General features: G+C 64.9%; 16 protein-coding genes. 4 read left to right on the forward strand and 12 right to left on the reverse strand.

The features are described 5' to 3' along the window. Window positions 1-26: 26 nt before the first annotated feature. Window positions 27-530: a peptidoglycan-associated lipoprotein Pal gene (gene pal / locus BCEP18194_RS00250; RefSeq protein ID WP_011349265.1), complete on the reverse strand. Its 504-nt coding sequence runs from the start codon at window positions 528-530 to the stop codon at window positions 27-29. A 404-nt stretch (window positions 531-934) separates the two neighbouring features. Here pal and BCEP18194_RS00255 point away from each other — a divergent pair, with 404 nt between their 5' ends. The 3 genes from BCEP18194_RS00255 (at window position 935) to BCEP18194_RS00265 (ending at window position 3,911) form a co-directional block, all read left to right on the forward strand. Beyond that, entirely contained in the window at window positions 935-2,122 is a 1,188-nt protein-coding gene (locus BCEP18194_RS00255; RefSeq protein ID WP_011349266.1) for an MFS transporter, read from the forward strand. 57 nt (window positions 2,123-2,179) lie between these two features. Next, complete coding sequence (locus BCEP18194_RS00260; protein WP_011349267.1) at window positions 2,180-3,499, forward strand: chloride channel protein; 1,320 nt, start codon at window positions 2,180-2,182, stop codon at window positions 3,497-3,499. A gap of 163 nt (window positions 3,500-3,662) precedes the next feature. Continuing rightward, a complete protein-coding gene (locus tag BCEP18194_RS00265; RefSeq protein WP_011349268.1) occupies window positions 3,663-3,911 on the forward strand; it encodes a hypothetical protein in 249 nt (82 codons plus the stop codon). A gap of 24 nt (window positions 3,912-3,935) precedes the next feature. On the opposite strand, the gene BCEP18194_RS00270 is transcribed toward BCEP18194_RS00265, so the two are convergent. Both BCEP18194_RS00270 and BCEP18194_RS00275 read right to left on the reverse strand, forming a co-directional pair. Next, window positions 3,936-5,234: an Nramp family divalent metal transporter gene (locus BCEP18194_RS00270; RefSeq protein ID WP_011349269.1), complete on the reverse strand. Its 1,299-nt coding sequence runs from the start codon at window positions 5,232-5,234 to the stop codon at window positions 3,936-3,938. Window positions 5,235-5,324: 90 nt separating this feature from the next. Next, on the reverse strand, window positions 5,325-6,302 hold the full coding sequence (locus BCEP18194_RS00275) for a ferritin-like domain-containing protein (protein ID WP_011349270.1): 978 nt from the start codon (window positions 6,300-6,302) through the stop codon (window positions 5,325-5,327). 380 nt (window positions 6,303-6,682) lie between these two features. On the opposite strand from BCEP18194_RS00275, the gene BCEP18194_RS00280 reads away from it, so the two are divergent. Continuing rightward, window positions 6,683-7,237: a fasciclin domain-containing protein gene (locus BCEP18194_RS00280; RefSeq protein ID WP_011349271.1), complete on the forward strand. Its 555-nt coding sequence runs from the start codon at window positions 6,683-6,685 to the stop codon at window positions 7,235-7,237. 118 nt (window positions 7,238-7,355) lie between these two features. Here the strand turns inward: BCEP18194_RS00280 and BCEP18194_RS00285 are convergent, their stop codons facing one another. The 9 genes from BCEP18194_RS00285 to BCEP18194_RS00325 form a co-directional block, all read right to left on the reverse strand. Beyond that, on the reverse strand, window positions 7,356-8,249 hold the full coding sequence (locus BCEP18194_RS00285; RefSeq protein ID WP_041492385.1) for an alpha/beta hydrolase family protein: 894 nt from the start codon (window positions 8,247-8,249) through the stop codon (window positions 7,356-7,358). A 569-nt stretch (window positions 8,250-8,818) separates the two neighbouring features. Next, the gene (locus tag BCEP18194_RS00290; RefSeq protein ID WP_063712408.1) at window positions 8,819-9,355 is read right to left on the reverse strand and encodes a DUF2878 domain-containing protein; all 537 of its coding nucleotides are present in this window, start codon (window positions 9,353-9,355) and stop codon (window positions 8,819-8,821) included. 58 nt (window positions 9,356-9,413) lie between these two features. Continuing rightward, on the reverse strand, window positions 9,414-9,941 hold the full coding sequence (locus BCEP18194_RS00295; protein WP_011349274.1) for a chalcone isomerase family protein: 528 nt from the start codon (window positions 9,939-9,941) through the stop codon (window positions 9,414-9,416). Then, on the reverse strand, window positions 9,931-11,160 hold the full coding sequence (locus BCEP18194_RS00300; protein WP_011349275.1) for an SAM-dependent methyltransferase: 1,230 nt from the start codon (window positions 11,158-11,160) through the stop codon (window positions 9,931-9,933). Before BCEP18194_RS00300 ends, BCEP18194_RS00295 begins: the two co-directional genes overlap by 11 nt. Beyond that, window positions 11,157-12,011 (reverse strand): DUF1365 domain-containing protein, encoded by an 855-nt coding sequence (locus BCEP18194_RS00305; protein ID WP_011349276.1) that lies wholly within the window; start codon window positions 12,009-12,011, stop codon window positions 11,157-11,159. The genes BCEP18194_RS00300 and BCEP18194_RS00305 overlap by 4 nt, the downstream gene beginning before the upstream one ends. Beyond that, window positions 12,008-13,315, reverse strand: a complete 1,308-nt coding sequence (locus BCEP18194_RS00310) for an NAD(P)/FAD-dependent oxidoreductase (RefSeq protein ID WP_011349277.1) — start codon at window positions 13,313-13,315, stop codon at window positions 12,008-12,010. Before BCEP18194_RS00310 ends, BCEP18194_RS00305 begins: the two co-directional genes overlap by 4 nt. Before the next feature lie 92 nt (window positions 13,316-13,407). Further along, window positions 13,408-14,016 (reverse strand): lipocalin family protein, encoded by a 609-nt coding sequence (locus tag BCEP18194_RS00315; RefSeq protein WP_011349278.1) that lies wholly within the window; start codon window positions 14,014-14,016, stop codon window positions 13,408-13,410. 8 nt (window positions 14,017-14,024) lie between these two features. Continuing rightward, the gene (locus BCEP18194_RS00320; RefSeq protein ID WP_011349279.1) at window positions 14,025-15,125 is read right to left on the reverse strand and encodes an SAM-dependent methyltransferase; all 1,101 of its coding nucleotides are present in this window, start codon (window positions 15,123-15,125) and stop codon (window positions 14,025-14,027) included. Next, on the reverse strand, window positions 15,122-15,955 hold the full coding sequence (locus BCEP18194_RS00325; RefSeq protein WP_011349280.1) for a DUF1295 domain-containing protein: 834 nt from the start codon (window positions 15,953-15,955) through the stop codon (window positions 15,122-15,124). Before BCEP18194_RS00325 ends, BCEP18194_RS00320 begins: the two co-directional genes overlap by 4 nt. Between the last annotated feature and the right edge of the window lie 7 nt (window positions 15,956-15,962).

The raw sequence follows: 15,962 nt of genomic DNA on the forward strand, positions 1-15,962 counted from the left end.
GAGCGGGCTCCCGCCACGCTGGCGCTTCATCGATAAACGATATCCGCGCGACGATTCTGTGCCCACGACGCTTCGTCGTGGCCCAATGCAACCGGCTTCTCCTTGCCGAAGCTGACTGCCTCGATCTGTGCATCGGGTACGCCGAGCGTTTCCAGTGTGCGAAGCACGGCCTGCGACCGGCGCTCGCCCAACGCGAGGTTGTACTCACTGGTGCCACGTTCGTCGGTATTCCCCTGGATCAAGATGTGCCGGCCTGGATGAAGGCGCAGATAGTCGGCGTGTGCCTGCAGAAGCGACTGGTACTCAGGCTTCACTTCATAGCTGTCGAAATCGAAATAGATGCTGCGTTTTGCGAGCGGGCTGTTGGGGTTGTTCAATTCGTCAGCCATGGTCGATGGCGTCCCGATCGCCTGACCATTTGCGGTTCCCTGATTCATCATGCCGGCAGTACTGGGCGTCTTTGTCGCGGAGTGGCATCCACCGAACAGCACAAGGGCCAACAGCACCGCATATCGCGTCAAGCTTTTCATCACTGGTCTCCCGAAGAGGGCGTTCGATCGAACGGAATGGGTCGCAGATCAACGGAACGGGGCGCGGCATCACTGCCGGAAGCACAGTGAACGGAGCTGCTCCTGTTTGACGGGCGACGGTGTTTTGTAAATGAATTGAAGGGTGATTCGAAAGACTTTCTTGGTCACATGGTGGGTGAATACAGCCACGTTAACCAGATTAGGAGAAATGTCACATCGTGACTAGTTGCCATGTTACGATGCGGAAATTCTGCGAAATCGTGAATTCAGATGTGCTCCCTCAGCTCGCGTCACTCGACGTCCGGTCGTCCCGATACGAAAGGCCGGGGCGAGCTTCTTGAACCCGGCTACCCAGCTGGGTTTTTTTGTCCGTTGTTGGATCCGTTCGGTAAATCGCGTCAACGATGTCCCAGTCGTCCATCGTGTCTTCCCGCATGACCGCGCCCGAATTGCGCGCGACCACGTCGCTCGCGGCGATCTTCGCGCTGCGCATGCTCGGCCTGTTCATGATCATGCCGGTGTTCTCGGTCTACGCGAAAACCATCCCGGGCGGCGACAACGTGCTGCTCGTCGGCATCGCGCTCGGGGCCTACGGCGTCACACAGTCGCTGTTCTATATCTTTTACGGCTGGGCGTCCGACAAGTTCGGCCGCAAGCCGGTGATCGCCACGGGCCTCGTGATCTTCGCGATCGGCAGCTTCGTCGCCGCGTCCGCGCACGACATCACGTGGATCATCGTCGGCCGGGTGATCCAGGGGATGGGCGCGGTGTCGTCCGCGGTGCTCGCGTTCATCGCCGACCTGACCTCCGAGCAGAACCGCACGAAGGCGATGGCGATGGTCGGCGGGTCGATCGGCGTATCGTTCGCGGTCGCGATCGTCGGTGCGCCGATCGTGTTCCACTGGGTCGGGATGAGCGGGCTGTTCGCGATCGTCGGCGTGCTGTCGATCCTCGCGATCGGCGTCGTGCTGTGGATCGTGCCCGACGCGGCGAAGCCCGTGCACGTGCCCGCACCGTTCGCCGAGGTGCTGCACAACGTCGAGCTGCTGCGCCTGAACTTCGGCGTGCTGGTGCTGCACGCGACGCAGACGGCGCTGTTTCTCGTCGTGCCCCGCCTGCTCGTCGACGGCGGCCTGCCGGTCGCCGCGCACTGGAAGGTCTACCTGCCGGTGATGGGGCTCGCGTTCGTGATGATGGTCCCGGCGATCATCGTCGCGGAAAAACGGGGCAAGATGAAGCCGGTGCTGCTCGGCGGCATCCTGGCTATCCTGATCGGCCAATTGCTGCTGGGCAGCGCGCCGCATACCATCCTGATTGTGGCGGCGGTTCTTTTCGTCTACTTCCTTGGTTTCAACATCCTGGAAGCGTCGCAGCCGTCGCTCGTGTCGAAGCTTGCGCCCGGCTCGCGCAAGGGCGCGGCCACGGGCGTCTACAACACCACGCAGTCGATCGGGCTCGCGCTCGGCGGCATCGTGGGCGGCTGGCTGCTCAAGCAAGGCGGCCCGAACATGGTGTTTCTGATGTGTGCCGGCATGGTTGCAGTATGGTTGGCGATCGCATTCGGCATGAAGCCGCCGCCGCGGCGAGCCTGAACGATCCGGACAGCGTTTGAAAATGAACAAGACTGACGAGTGGGCAGGGGGAGACCGATGATCCGCATTTCCGCGCTCGCAGATCGACGCGCGTTGCTGCATGCGCGGCGTCTGTGGCTTCACTATGGCGTGTTCTGGCTGGGTGCGGTGGCGGTCGGCCTTGTCGCGGTGCTTTACGCGAAGCTGATCGATTTCGGCTACGCGGTGTTTCTGGGCTATGCCGCCGAACATGCATGGTTGCCGCTGATCGTCACGCCGCTGATCGGTGCGGTGACGGTCTGGCTGACGCGGAGATTCTTCGATGGTGCGGAGGGGAGCGGCATTCCACAGGTGATTGCCATGCTGCATGCGCCGGGCAACACGGGTGCGCGGCTGCTCAAGTTCCGGATCCTGATCGGGAAGATACTCGTCTCGTTCCTGGCCATTCTCGGCGGGTTCACGATCGGCCGCGAAGGCCCGACGATTCACGTCGGGGCCGCACTCATGTTCAACCTGCGGCAGTTTTATCCTCAGCGGTTTCGGGCGATTCGCCCGGGCGTGCTCGAGCACCGGCTGGCCCTCGCGGGCGCGGCGGCAGGCCTTTCCGCCGCGTTCAATGCACCGCTTGCCGGTGTCGTGTTCGCGATCGAGGAACTCACGCGCAGTTTCGAACAACGGACGAGTGGCGTGCTGATCACGGCGATCATCTTCGCCGGTATCGTGTCGCTCGGCATTCAGGGTAACTACGTTTATTTCGGTACGATCGACGTAGGGGCGCACCTGCCTCAGTCGCTGGCGCTTGCGGTCATCCTCATCGGTGTGATCGCGGGCGTCATGGGCGGAATCTTCTGCTGGTTGTTGCTCAACACGCGACGCTGGATGCCGCGACGGCTTCAGGATTTTCGTGCCGGCCAGCCCGTGCTGTTCGGCGCGGCGTGCGGGCTGGTCGTCGCGGTCGTCGGTGTGGCGACGCACGGCCATACGTTCGGCAGCGGATACGCGGAAGCCCGGAGCATGCTCGAAAGCCACACGAACGTGAGCGTGCTGTACCCGGTGTTCAAGATGGTTTCGATGATCGGCTCGTACCTGCCCGGCGCGCCGGGCGGGTTGTTTGCACCGTCGCTCGCGATCGGTGCCGGGATCGGCAACACGCTGCATACCCTGTTCTCGGGCATGCAGCTGCAGATGCTGATCGCGCTTGGCATGGTCGGCTATCTTGCGGCGGTCACGCAGAGCCCGATCACTGCGTTCGTGATCGTCATCGAGATGATCAACGGCCACGCACTCGTCATCTCGTTGATGGCCACGGCGCTGATCGCCAGCCGCGTGTCGCGATTCTTTGCTCCGCCGCTGTACGAAGCGTTGTCGACACGCTATTTTCCCGCTGACCACCGATGACCTTCCGGGGCATTGTTCCAGGGCATAGAAGATCATTAACCGCGTTCGTCTCGACTCGTGATAGGCCTGCTGAGCCTTCTTGCCACGTTGATGCTGACCACGCCTCGATTTCGCGTACAGCGGGAATATCGTCAATTTCCTGCTTGGCTTCGAATGATGGATCATGACGATCGCAGCAGCAAACGCGCTGATCTTCTTCGCGACGGAATCTCCGGTGTCGTATGGCATATTGCATTTTCTTGATGCATTCTCGAGCGGATTCGGGATGCCAGTCATCGCGGTTGCAGAGATGAGGTCCTTCACGCATGGCCACCGGCTGTCGGTGGGGCAGGACGCGCATTTTTTCGTGATGGCGGCGGCCGGCGCGATCGCTCTGGTGGCAACCGGGTCCGCTCAAAGCGTGCTGCCGTAAAAGCCATCCAACTGATTCCGCCGCTCACCCCAACGCCAGTTGCACCAGTAAAACGCCATTGAGCGCGAGTACGAGGAGCGTCCCGAGCACCGCACTGACTGTCGTCACCCGACGGTTCATGTGTCGCCCCATCAAATCGCGGCGCGACGTAAACCACACCAACGCGATCATCGGCACCGGTAGCGCGATACTCAGCATGACTTGGCTCAGTACAAGCGCGCGGGTCGCGTCGACTCCGCTTGCCACCACGATAAAAGCTGGCGCCATCGTAACAAGCCGTCGCACCCACACCGGGATACGGAACCCGACGAAGCCTTGCATGATCATCTGGCCTGCCATCGTGCCGACGACCGAACTCGAAATTCCCGATGCAATCAGCGCGGTGAGAAAAAGCCCTGCGGCTGCACCGCCGAGCAGTGGCGTCAACGTGCGCCACGCGGTCTCGATGCTCGCGATGTCCGCGTGCCCCAGATGAAACGCGCTCGATGCCATGATCACCATCGCCATGTTGATCAACCCGGCGATGCCGAGCGCCACCACCACCTCGACATTCGAGAATGCAAGCAGCTGCGAGCATTCTCGATCGTTGCGCGGCCTCACTCGGTTCTGCGTCAGTCCGGAATGCAGGAACAACACATGCGGCATGACCGTCGCGCCAATGATGCCCACGGAGATCGTCAATGCATTGCTATCCGGTATGCTCGGCGTAACCGAGTGCAGGGCCACCGATGGCCAGTGCACGGGCGCAATCAGCAGTTCTGCAAGATACGACAAACCGATCACGCCAATCAGTGCCGCGATCGCGAGTTCCAAAGGCCGGAAACCGAGCTTCTCGAATTGCAGCAGGCCGTAGGTCACAGCGGCCGTAATCAGCATGCTCGGGATCATCGGCAGATGCAGCAGCAACGACACGCCTATCGCTCCGCCCACGAACTCGGCCAGATCGGTCGCCATTGCGGCGACCTCGCTCATTCCCCACATTGCTATCACCCAGCGCCGTGGCAATGAATCGCGGCACAGCTCCGCGAGATTGCGGCCCGTGACCAGCCCGAGCTTTGCCGAGAGCGACTGAAACAACATCGCGACGACGTTCGCAAGTGCCACCACCCACAGCAGCGTATAGCCATAGCCTGCGCCAGCCTGAATGTTGGTCGCAAAGTTTCCGGGATCCATATAGGCAATCGACGCGACCACTGCGGGCCCCGCAAACGACAACACCGTTCTTGCGCCGCGCCGGCGTCCCGCCAGCGTTTCGCGAATGTCGGAGCAGGTTTGCTCGGTCAGCGTCTTGGGCACGACTGCCTGGATCATCGCTTCGTTCATGACTGCTCCTGTACGTCGTCAACCTTCTCCGTTGCAGTGTTGGAGCCGCGACGCATCGAGCCGACGCCGCGGGTTCCGCATATGCGCCGCTCATGCACTCATGTTGAGCGAGCCGTTCACGCCATTCGGGAAAAAGCCGCCTTTCATCGCTGCAGTGCTCGTCAGGTACACGATGTTGAGCACGTTGCCGTAGCCGCGACTGTAGGCAAGGCCGTTGCTGTCGAGCGGTACGATGTTCGACGAGCCTGGGGTACTGCCGGTGATGCCCTGGTCGTCGTTTCCAACCTGATCGAGGCTTGCGCGCGCGGCGGAAATTGCATTGGCCGCGTTGACGAGGCTCGTCATGTCGACACCTTTCGCGAAGAGCACGGTCCGCACGAGGCCGGCATGATAGGCCTCCGCGGCGAGAATCCCTGCCGCCGCCTCGAGGAAGGTCTTGTTGGTGATCAGCGGCGATGCGCCTTTGTAGGCCGTGACGCCGACGTCTTCGAAGATGAACGCGCCAAGCAGGAAGTTGTTGTCGCTTGCATAAGGATTGAAGGCTACGCCCGAACCAACGAGTCCAGCGGCTCGCGCGGCAACCGAGAACGCACCGTTCGGATCGGTGCCGCCAATATCGATCGCGGGCTGGGCAACCGCAGCCGATCCGAGTGCGGTGCGCAGGAACGTAACGTGCTCGCGCTCGTCCTTCGCGATTTCGTTGGCATAGGCTTGAACAACCGGATCCTGAAAAGGCACCTGCTGTCCAGGAATTACCGCACCCGGCGTGCCTACACCGGTGACCATGCCGGCCGGCAAGCCGCTACCGGTGGTCGCGTACGTGTAGAACTGCGACTCGAGGTATTCGAGGTTCAATGCAAAGTTGAGAATTTCCGCATCGGTGGGCGCACCTGCAGCGGTTGCGTCGACTCCCGAGCCTCCGCCACACGCGCTGATGAGCGTGCCGCCCATCAGCCCGAGGCCGAGTCCGCCCGCGTTCCTGAAAAACTGCCGGCGCTGCAAACGACGTTCGACGCGGCGGTCAAACACATCGATAAGTGCTGACGAATCGGTTTTGACATCAGACATGACCATGCTCCTCAAGAGATTCGCAGGAAAGCCGCAAGACTCGCGATCACGCTGCATGCGCGGAGAAAAAGAGACAGCAGATGCGACGCAATGACGCAAATCGCGGACGCAAAGACTCCCTTCCGTTCCGCACTGAACGAAAACATATTGCATTGGGAAAGCGAGTCCTCGACGGCTTATACGGAGCGGCGGATTCGCCGGATGCAGTCTCTTTGAATAATTATTAGGATATCGATCGAATATAGACGACGCTGGACTGCTGAGTGCCGACTGGACAGGAGCTGCATATTTTTAGGCAACGGATGAATCCAATCCATGCCGCGGACCGTATGGGAGTTCAACGCAGCGCAATCAGGCGCTGCTCGTTGAGGAGAACCATCATGAAACGCACTGTTTTGTTTTCCGCTGTCGCACTGTCGGTGATCGCGATCAACGTGCTCGCTGCGGGCGGGACCGTGATGGTCGGCGGTCAAGCCATGTATCCAACCAAGGACATCGTCGACAACGCCGTCAATTCGGCGGACCATACCACGCTGGTTGCTGCGGTGAAGGCCGCCGGGCTCGTCGACACACTGAAAGGTGCCGGTCCCTTTACGGTGTTCGCGCCGACCAACGAAGCGTTTGCAGCGCTTCCGGCCGGAACTGTGGACAACCTCGTCAAGCCTGAAAACAAGGCAATACTGACTCGCATCCTCACCTATCACGTGTTACCGGGGCGCTACGACTTCCGCAAGCTCGACCAGGCAATCAGGGAAGGAGGCGGCAAAGCGGAACTGAAGACCGTCAACGGGGAGACGCTGGTGTTCTCGGAAAATGGTCCGCATAATATTGTCGTGATGGACGCGGCAGGGCACACCGCCGACATTTCGACCTATGACGTCTACCAGAGCAATGGCGTCATCATGGTGGTCGACAAGGTGCTGATGCCGAAGTGAGCAGCGTGTTCATATACGACGTGGCTGCACATTATTCGTCGAACCGCGTTTTTCTGTCGTTTCTATTTTTTGATCGAGGTTGCGTGCTTGGCCCCCAGTTTCACGCGCAGCGAGCTCATCACCGATGTCCGCCCTGGCGTGAGGGAACGCGAAGGGCGTCGAGGACGATTGCGTCGAGGATTGGCCAGACCGGTGAGTCGGGTATGACCTCGTCGAGGTGGTTGGCATCAGGGACGACAATTGCCCGGGCAGATCCCCCTGCTCGCTGAACGAGCGCCACATACCGGCGCGCCAGACCGGGCGGTGCGACCGAGTCGAGTGCGCCGGTAATGGCGATCACGTTCATATCGTTCGGCACCAGCGATGCAGGCGACGTGTCGGACAGCACATCCGGACGCAACTCGCTGGGCATGCCGGTCAAGGCAGCGATATCGATACCACATGATTCCCGTATCGCATTCGCATCGCTCCTCAAGTCCAGTAGGCCGCCCAGGCTGACTACCGTCGGGATCGAGAGCGGACGTGGTACAAACAATGCGCTGCCCCGCGGCAAACGGGCTCGCGAGGCGGCCCATACCGCAAGTTGGGCGCCTGCCGAATGCCCGACTGCAACGACTCTGCTGCTATCGAGATCGAGCGAGGCAGCCTGGACATCCAGAAGGTCGACAGCCGCTCCGATATCCTGATACGTCCCGGGATAGCCTCCCCCTGGCTCGTCGATCCGGCGGTACTCCACATTCCATACCGCGATGCCTTGCCTTGCGAGTTGCGCGGCCAGCACGCGAAGTTGCAGGCGTCCGCCATAACGGCTTTGCCAGCAACCGCCGTGAACCAGGATCGCGACCGGAAACGGGCCTTGACCCGGCGGGCGGAAAAAATCGACAACCTGCGAAGGCGCCGGTCCGTAGTGTACGACCGTGTCCGGAGTGGGCCCGTGCATCACGAGGTAGGTTTCTAGGCTGACGGGTTCCGCTCGCGCCCCGGCGACGGCGGATAACAGCAGCGCTGTCAATATCCGACACGGGGACGTCAACACTTTCCGCGGAAGCGAGCGGCGCCACGACCTCCCTGTCCAGCCGGAGCGCATTTACTGGTCTTTTGCCTTGGGGGCCGCATTCATCTTCGACGGATCCGGACTTGAATCGGCGCCGTCGTGCCGGTTGGCAGGCGCCATGCGTGGGTGAACGGGCCAAGGGCTGGTCGGACCCGAAACGGGATCACCCTGATAGGTCATGCCAGCCGTTGCAGCGCCATGTGCATTTCCTGAACCTTGCCCCGCGTGCGCAGCGGTGCTGCATGCCAGGCCAACGAGGATTGTCGCCATAGCTGTTTGCGCTTTCATCGCGTGCTCCTAGGATTATGCTGTCGGGACGACAGTGCAACTAATTACGGTAGAAGCCTCTTTGCGGATGCATTTCCTTTCGGGAGATTGGGCGCGAGCATCGCAAGTTTTCGGAGATGCCGTGTGCTATCGAAAAGGTGGCGTTCTTCGCCACATGACTGGAGGTACGTAAAAACGAGGAAAGGTCAGCGCGTTGGTCGTTTGGTTGGAGGTGCGCGAGCGCTGATGTCTAGCGTTAGCTAAGGTTCATGGCGCGTGCCGTCCAGACGGCGAGCCAACCAGACGGCCGAGGGTAGCAATATCCCCCAGCCGCACCCGAGCAGTACCCAAGCGGCCGGGCTTGCGATTTGTACGGCGCCGAGAGTCGCGCCTGCACGAAACGAGAGCGGGCCGGCGACGGCGCCGAGCAACGCGGCAGTCAGCCAGCGCTCGCGCAGCCAGCGAAGGGAGACGTTCAGCTGCGTGGAAAATAGCACCCACAGACCCGCGATCCAGTATGGCGCTGCGCCCTCCAGCAGGACGCCGTTCGGGTAGCGCAACCAGCCCGTCGCAACGGGCACGGCGTCCCAGCTCCAGCCGAGCGCTGTGACGATCGCCATCAATGCAGCTTCGCGGGCGTGGGCACGGGCGCGCAGAAGGTGGGCGCCCGCAAGCAGACCCGCACACAGCGTACCGATCCAGCCGCGCCCGTGCGCTGCACTCAGCACGCAGACGAACCAGCCGGCTTGCGACAGCGCGAGATAGGCGGCAGTCTCGGCCGCAGCGGAACGAATCATGGGCCGACACGCGCCCGACATGACGGCGGTGGTCTTCGCGGGCTCTCTCATCTCGTCGTCAACCGCCCGGGTCGCCGAGCAACTGGCGGCGAAGCGATCCCGCACGGGTGCGCGGATCGAGCCAGATGTCGAAGAACGCGCGCGCGAAGTCCGGATCGGCAACATCGGCCGTGAGGCGGCCGTTCGTGTAGAAGCGTGCGCCCTGGCCCGGCAGGTAAACGCCGCAGAGCACATCGCCGCGCAGCACGTCGGTGAAGGCGCGCGCGATGTCGGCGCGCCATGCGTCACGGGTCGCTGCGGGCAGCGGCGCAGGGGCGAGACGCTCGATCTCGCTCATGCCGGTGGAGACGAGCCGTTCGCCTTTCACGTCGTGGCGGTATGTGAGCGAGAGGGCGAACGGCGTGTCGAATGCCGCGGGCGCGCGGGGTGCCCAAAGCTGCGCGTCATACAGGCAGATACCAAGTACGCAGAATCGGCCGGACCCGATCAGACGCGCCGGCGCCACGTCGTCGACACAACCGGCTCTCGCCACCTGTGTCGTGGCGAACGCTGCCACGGCCACGACGATCGCAAGTCTACGCGCCATGTCGGTCTCCCGACGAGACGACAAAATGCATCACGTCCGTGCGTCGCTCGGCGAACCCCGCTTCGCAATAGGCGAGATACAGGCGCCAGGTGCGGATGAAGGTGTCGTCGAACCCTTGTGCACGCACGGCGTCGAGGTGATCCTCGAACGCGGCCCGCCAGGCGCGCAGGGTGCGTGCATAGTCGAGTCCGAACGCGAGCACGGGTTCGGCGGCGAGACCCGCGCGGCGCGCCGCCTCGATAAAGCGTCCGGGGCTCGGCAGCATGCCGCCCGGAAAGATGAACTCGCGGATGAAGTCGCTCGACGCGCGGTAGGCCTCGAACTGCGAATCGTCGATCGTGATCGACTGAATCAGCGCCCGCGCGCCCACCTTCAGGCGCTGCCTGAGCGTGTCGAAATACACCGGCCAGAATGCTTCGCCCACGGCTTCGAACATTTCGATCGACACGATCGCATCGTATTGTCCGTCGATATCGCGGTAGTCGCGCAACTCGACCGTCACGAGATCGGACAGCCCCGCGCGTGCGATCCGCTCGACCGCCAGCACGTATTGCGCGCCCGAGATCGTCAGCGCATGCACGCGGATGCCCTGGCGTGCGGCGTGCATCGCGAAGCCGCCCCAGCCGCAGCCGATCTCGAGCACGTGCATGCCGGCGCGCAGGCCGAGCGACTCGACGATGCGCTGGTATTTCGCCGCCTGCGCATCGGCGAGCGGGCGCTGCTCGTCGCCGTCGAAACAGGCGCTCGAATACGTCCACGTGTCGTCGAGCCACAGTCCGTAGAAGCGGTTGCCGAGATCGTAGTGCGCGTGGATGTTGCGGCGGCTGCCGGCGCGCGTATTCATCCGCAGCCGGTGGCGCAGTGCATACCAGACGCGGGCGAGGCGGCCGCCCGTGAGCGTCTGCGCGATCGCCGGCTCGTTGCGGATCGCCAGGCGCAGCAGCGTGACGAGGTCGGGGGTGTCGACCCGGCATGCGCGGTACGCCTCGGCGAACCCGATGTCGCCCGCACGCAGGATCGCGCGGCACGCCCGCCAGTCGTGGATCTGTAGTGTCGCGGCCGGCTGGCGATGCGGATCGCCGAATACGTGTTGCGCACCGTCGGGCGTCACGAGCGTCAGGTGCCCGTGCCGGAGGCGTCGCAGCAGCGCGACGAACAGCCGGGGCGAGAGCGGCATCGCCGGTTGCGACGCGCACGAGAGCAGATGCAGCAGGGTCATGGGCGGACCTCGTGATCGGACATCGCTGGACTGCATGGCGGCGAGGCCTGCACGGGCGGGGACGCGGGCGCGTCCCCGGAGGGCGGCTGGGCCGGGGGCGTCCTGCCGTGGAACGGCACGCGCTTGAGCCAGAGCCGCAGCGCTTGCCAATGGATGCGGACGACGACGGCGAGCGCATTGAGCGGCTGCCGCGTGAGCGCGCGCCACGCGCGCGCGGCGGTCAGCGGTTGGGCCCGCATGCCGAGCGCGGTACGCAGCAGCAGGCCGCCGTCGTCGCGGTAGTCGATGGCGACGAGCAGGCGGTCTCCGCACTGCCGCACACGAAACGCGTAATGCCCGACGACGTCGCAGAAAGGCGATACGTGAAACGTCTTGCGGCACACGAGCACGGTGCCGCCGCCGATCGGCGCGTGGCACGGCGCGCTCAGCAGGTAACCGTGGTGCGCGCCGAATGTGTTGCGCACATCGGCATACAGCGCGCGGAGCCGGCCCGCACGGTCGTAGCAGTACCAGAAGCTCACCGGATTGAATGCGTGGCCGAACATGCGCGGAATCGTCTGCAGCCAGATCGGGCCATCGGCCGGAATGCCGGCTTCGGCGAGGCGGGCACGCATCCACGGTGCAAGTGGCCGGCCGTCGCGCGGGCCGTAGTCGCGCGACGCGAGGCCGAGCGGCCGCCAGCGGTCGATGCCGAACCAGCGGCCGTCGATCTCGTGGAGCCGCTCGACGTCGCAGCAGACCTGGAAGAGCGGATACGTGAACGCGTGGCGCACGGGCCGTAGCCGTTCGTGCGTCACGTACCCGACGAGAAGCCGCGCGGCGCTGCCGTCGCGTGCGAACGGCGCATTCATGACGTGGCCCAGGCCGGCTTCACGCCGAAATCGTCGACCACGCGCAATGCGGATTTCAGGCCGTCCTCGTGAAAGCCGTAGCCGGTCCACGCACCCGCGAACCACGTGCGGCGCCGCCCCTGCAGCGCGGGCAGGCGTTGCTGAGCATCGACGGCGGCGAGATCGAGCAGCGGATGCTCGTAATCGTAGCTACCGAGCTGCGTGCCGGGCGCGGGCGCGTCGACCGGATTCAGCGTGACGACGACCGGCGTGCGGAATGGCAGCGGCTGCAGCTGGTTGATCAGGTAGCTGACGCACACGGGCGATGCACCGCCGGCGGCCGGCGCGGTACGGCGGCTCAGGTAGTTCCACGCCGACCAGACGCGCCGCCGGCGCGGCAGCAACGCCGTATCGGTATGCAGCACCGCGACGTTGTGCCGGTAGCGCACGGCGCCCAGCACGCCGCGCTCGGCGTCGCTGGCGTCCGCGAGCAGCCGCAGGCTGGTCGGCGCGTGGCACGCGAGCACGACGGCGTCGAACCGCTCATGGCCGGCCGCGTCGGTCGCCACCGTGACGCCGTGTTCGTCGCGCAGAATCGTGCGAACCGGCGTGTTCACGCGGACGTCGTCGAGCGTCGCGGCAATGCGCTCGACGTACCGCCGCGCGCCACCGGCGATCGTGCGCCAGGGCGGGCGGTCGTTGACCTGCAGCAGCGCATGGTTCAGGCAGAAGCGCAGGAACGTCGCCGCCGGAAACCGCAGGATGTCGTCGGCGTTGCTCGACCAGATCGCGGCCGCCATCGGCAGCAGGTAGTGCTCCTGGAACGATGTGCCGTAGCCGCCCGCGGCGAGCAGCTCGCCGACCGACAGACGCTGGCGGTGCGCCGTTTCGAGGTGACGCTGCGCGGATGCGTTGAAGCGCAGGATGTCGCGCAGCATGCCGAGGAACGACGGCGAGAACAGGTTGCGGCGTTGCGCGAACACCGTGTTGAGGTTGCTGCCGGCCCATTCGAGCCGGCCGCCGTCGACCGAAACCGAGAACGACATGTCGCTCGGATGCGCAGCCACGCCGATTTCGTCGAGCAGCGCGATCAGGTTCGGATAGGTCCGCTCGTTGAAGACGAGGAACCCGGTATCGACCGGATGGCTCGCGCCGTCGAGTTCGATATCGACGGTGTGGGTATGGCCGCCGAGGTAGTCGGCCGCCTCGAACAGCGTCACGCGGTGACGGCGGGCGAGCAGGTAAGCGCTCGCCAGGCCGGCGATGCCGGCGCCGACGACGGCGATCCGCCGCCCGGGCGGCGAGGCAGTGGGGTGCGGATGCATCGCGATGGGTCTCCAGCAGGCGCGTGAGTGGTCTCGGTAGCGGCTTTTCACCAGATACGGAGCAAAGCGGGCGGCGGATGCGCGGGGCCCGGTCAGTCGCGCTCGCCCGGCGATGCGAAGCCCGGCTGGCCGATCTGCCCGGGTGTTTGCGGCACGCGCCTGAAGCGCGACGTGTCGTAGCCCATCGCGTCGAGCCGGGCGAGCAGCGCGCGGTACGTCGCGTCCTCCATCGTCGGCGTGCGCGAGAAGATCCAGCCGAGCGTCTTGCCCGGGTAGCCGAGGATCGTGTAGCGATAGCCGGGATCGACGTAGAGCGTCAATTGCGTGACGTACACCGGCCAGAACAATCGCACGCGCCATTCGCCGCCTGCGCTGCCCGGTGTCACGGAATCGACGAAGCGGTAGCGTTTCTCGGGCTGGTCGAAGCCGCCTTTCCGGCCGACGAATGCGTCGTCGATCCGGCCGTCCGCGCGCAGCGTCCACTCGGCCCGGCTGCCGACGTAATCGCGTTCCGCGAGATACGGGATGTTGGCGATCACGTACCAGCGGCCCATGTAGCGCGGCAGGTCGACGGGCACGGTCGACAGCGGCACGGCGGCGCGCGGGTTCGGGTTCGGGGGCGTGCCGGGGCAGCCGGCGGCGGCGAGCGCGAGACCCGGCGCGAGCAGGACGGCGACGCGGCGGACGATGCGATACGGCATGAAGCACCTCATCTGCGCGCCGGCCGTTTGTCGAACAGGTAATGGGCGACACCCCATTCCTGGCCGCCGGCATAGCCGAACAATTCGGCGACCGCCATGTAGAACATCCGCCAGCGCTGGAATCCGACGCGCGCGTCGGCGCCGTAGACCGCTTCGAGCATCGGCATGACCCGGCCGCGCGCGGCATCGAGCGACGCGAGCCACTGGTTGGCCGTGCGGGCATAGTGCGTGCCGTCGAGCCACCACTGGCGGGCGATGCGCACGTCGTCCTGGAAGTGCAGCAGCAGATCGGCGGACGGCATCGTGCCGCCGGTGAAGAAGTGGCGTGACATCCAGTCGGACCCGTCGCGCGCCGTGAAGTGATAGGCGAGGAGCCGGTGCGCGAACAGGTGCACGAAGAGCTTGCCGTCGTCGGGCATCCAGCGGGCGATTTTCGACAGCAACTGCCCGTAGTTCTTCATGTGCTCGAACATCTCGATCGACAGCACGCGGTCGAACCCCGCTTCGCCGGAGGCGAAATCGAATTCGGCCACGTTGCCCGTGACGATCCGCAGGTTGGTCAGCCCGCGGCGGGCTGCGCACTGCTCGATGAAACCGCGTTGACCGTGCGAATTCGACAGGCCGACGATCCGTGCGCGGGGATAGCGCTCCGCCAGCCACAGCGCCAGGGAGCCCCAGCCGCAGCCGAGATCGAGGATGCGCTGTCCGTCCGCGAGTTCGGCACGCCGTGCGGTCAAGCCGAGCATCGCGTCCTCCGCCTGCGCGAGCGTCTCGTCGCCGCCCGGGTAATAGCCGCACGAATATTTCAGCCGGGGGCCGAGATGGGCTTCGAAGAAGGCACCGGGCACCTCGTAATGCTGCGTGTTGGCCGCTTGCGTCTCGACCGCGATCGGGCTCGCGCGCAGTTCGCGCAGCAGCGTGTCGTGGGCCATCGCGCGCCGCTCGCCGTCGTCGGCGTGTTCGTCGCGCAGGCGTTGTCGCATCAGCGCACGCATCCCGGCGCGGATCAGCGGATCCGGCAGCCAGCCGCGCTCACAGCAGCGGATCAGCCAGGTGTCGCCGGGCGCGGCAATCCCGGCAGGCGACGGTTGCGAGGCGGTAGCGGTCATGATCGCGTGCTCCTGTCTTCGGGACGATCCGGTCCGGTGCGGGAAGGGGGCGCGGCCCGCGCGGGCGGCCACGGGATCAGCGCGCTGGTCGTGCGCATGTATTCGCGATAGCCCGGGCGGGTGTCGACGAGGCGGGCTTCGAGCAGCGGCAAGCCGGACACCCTGAGCAGCAGCCATGCCATCAGGAACGGCGGCAGCAGGGCCAGCGCGCCCCACGGCATGCCGATCGCCAGGACCGTGTAGGCAAACCAGTGCAGGCATTCGAAAAAGTAGTTGGGGTGTCGCGAATAGCGCCACCAGCCGGCCCGGCAGACCTGGCCGCGTTGGCCGGGATCGGCCAGGAAGCGCTTGAGCTGGCGATCGGCGGCCGTCTCTCCTGCCACGGCGGCGAACCAGATCGCGACCGCGGCGGCAAGCGCGAACCGGGACGGGGCTGCCGCGCTGTAGGCGGGGACGAAGAACGCAACGGACAGCGCCATCGAGATCAGCGCCTGCAACTGGAACAGCCAGAACAGGTTGCGCGCGGCCGCATCGCCCCATTGCAGGCGAAATTGCCGGTAGCGCACATCTTCCGGCTGCCCGTGATTGCGGTGCCACAGGTGCCGCGCGAGCCGCAGCCCCCAAAGGCCGCCGCCCAGTGCGACGAGCGCGCGGTTCAATTCCGCGCCGGTGCCGAATCCGGCGGCGAGCACGGCCACGCCGCCGAGCGTCGCGGCCCAGACCGGGTCGATCATGCCGGCGTTGCGCGAGCGCAGCTGAACGATCCACACGGCCGTGAACGCGAGTATCAGTCCGACGAAAGCGGCGAGGGCGACGGCGGCGGCAGGCATGCGGGCT

The sequence above is a fragment of the Burkholderia lata genome (assembly GCF_000012945.1).
In the GTDB taxonomy this organism is placed as follows: domain Bacteria; phylum Pseudomonadota; class Gammaproteobacteria; order Burkholderiales; family Burkholderiaceae; genus Burkholderia; species Burkholderia lata.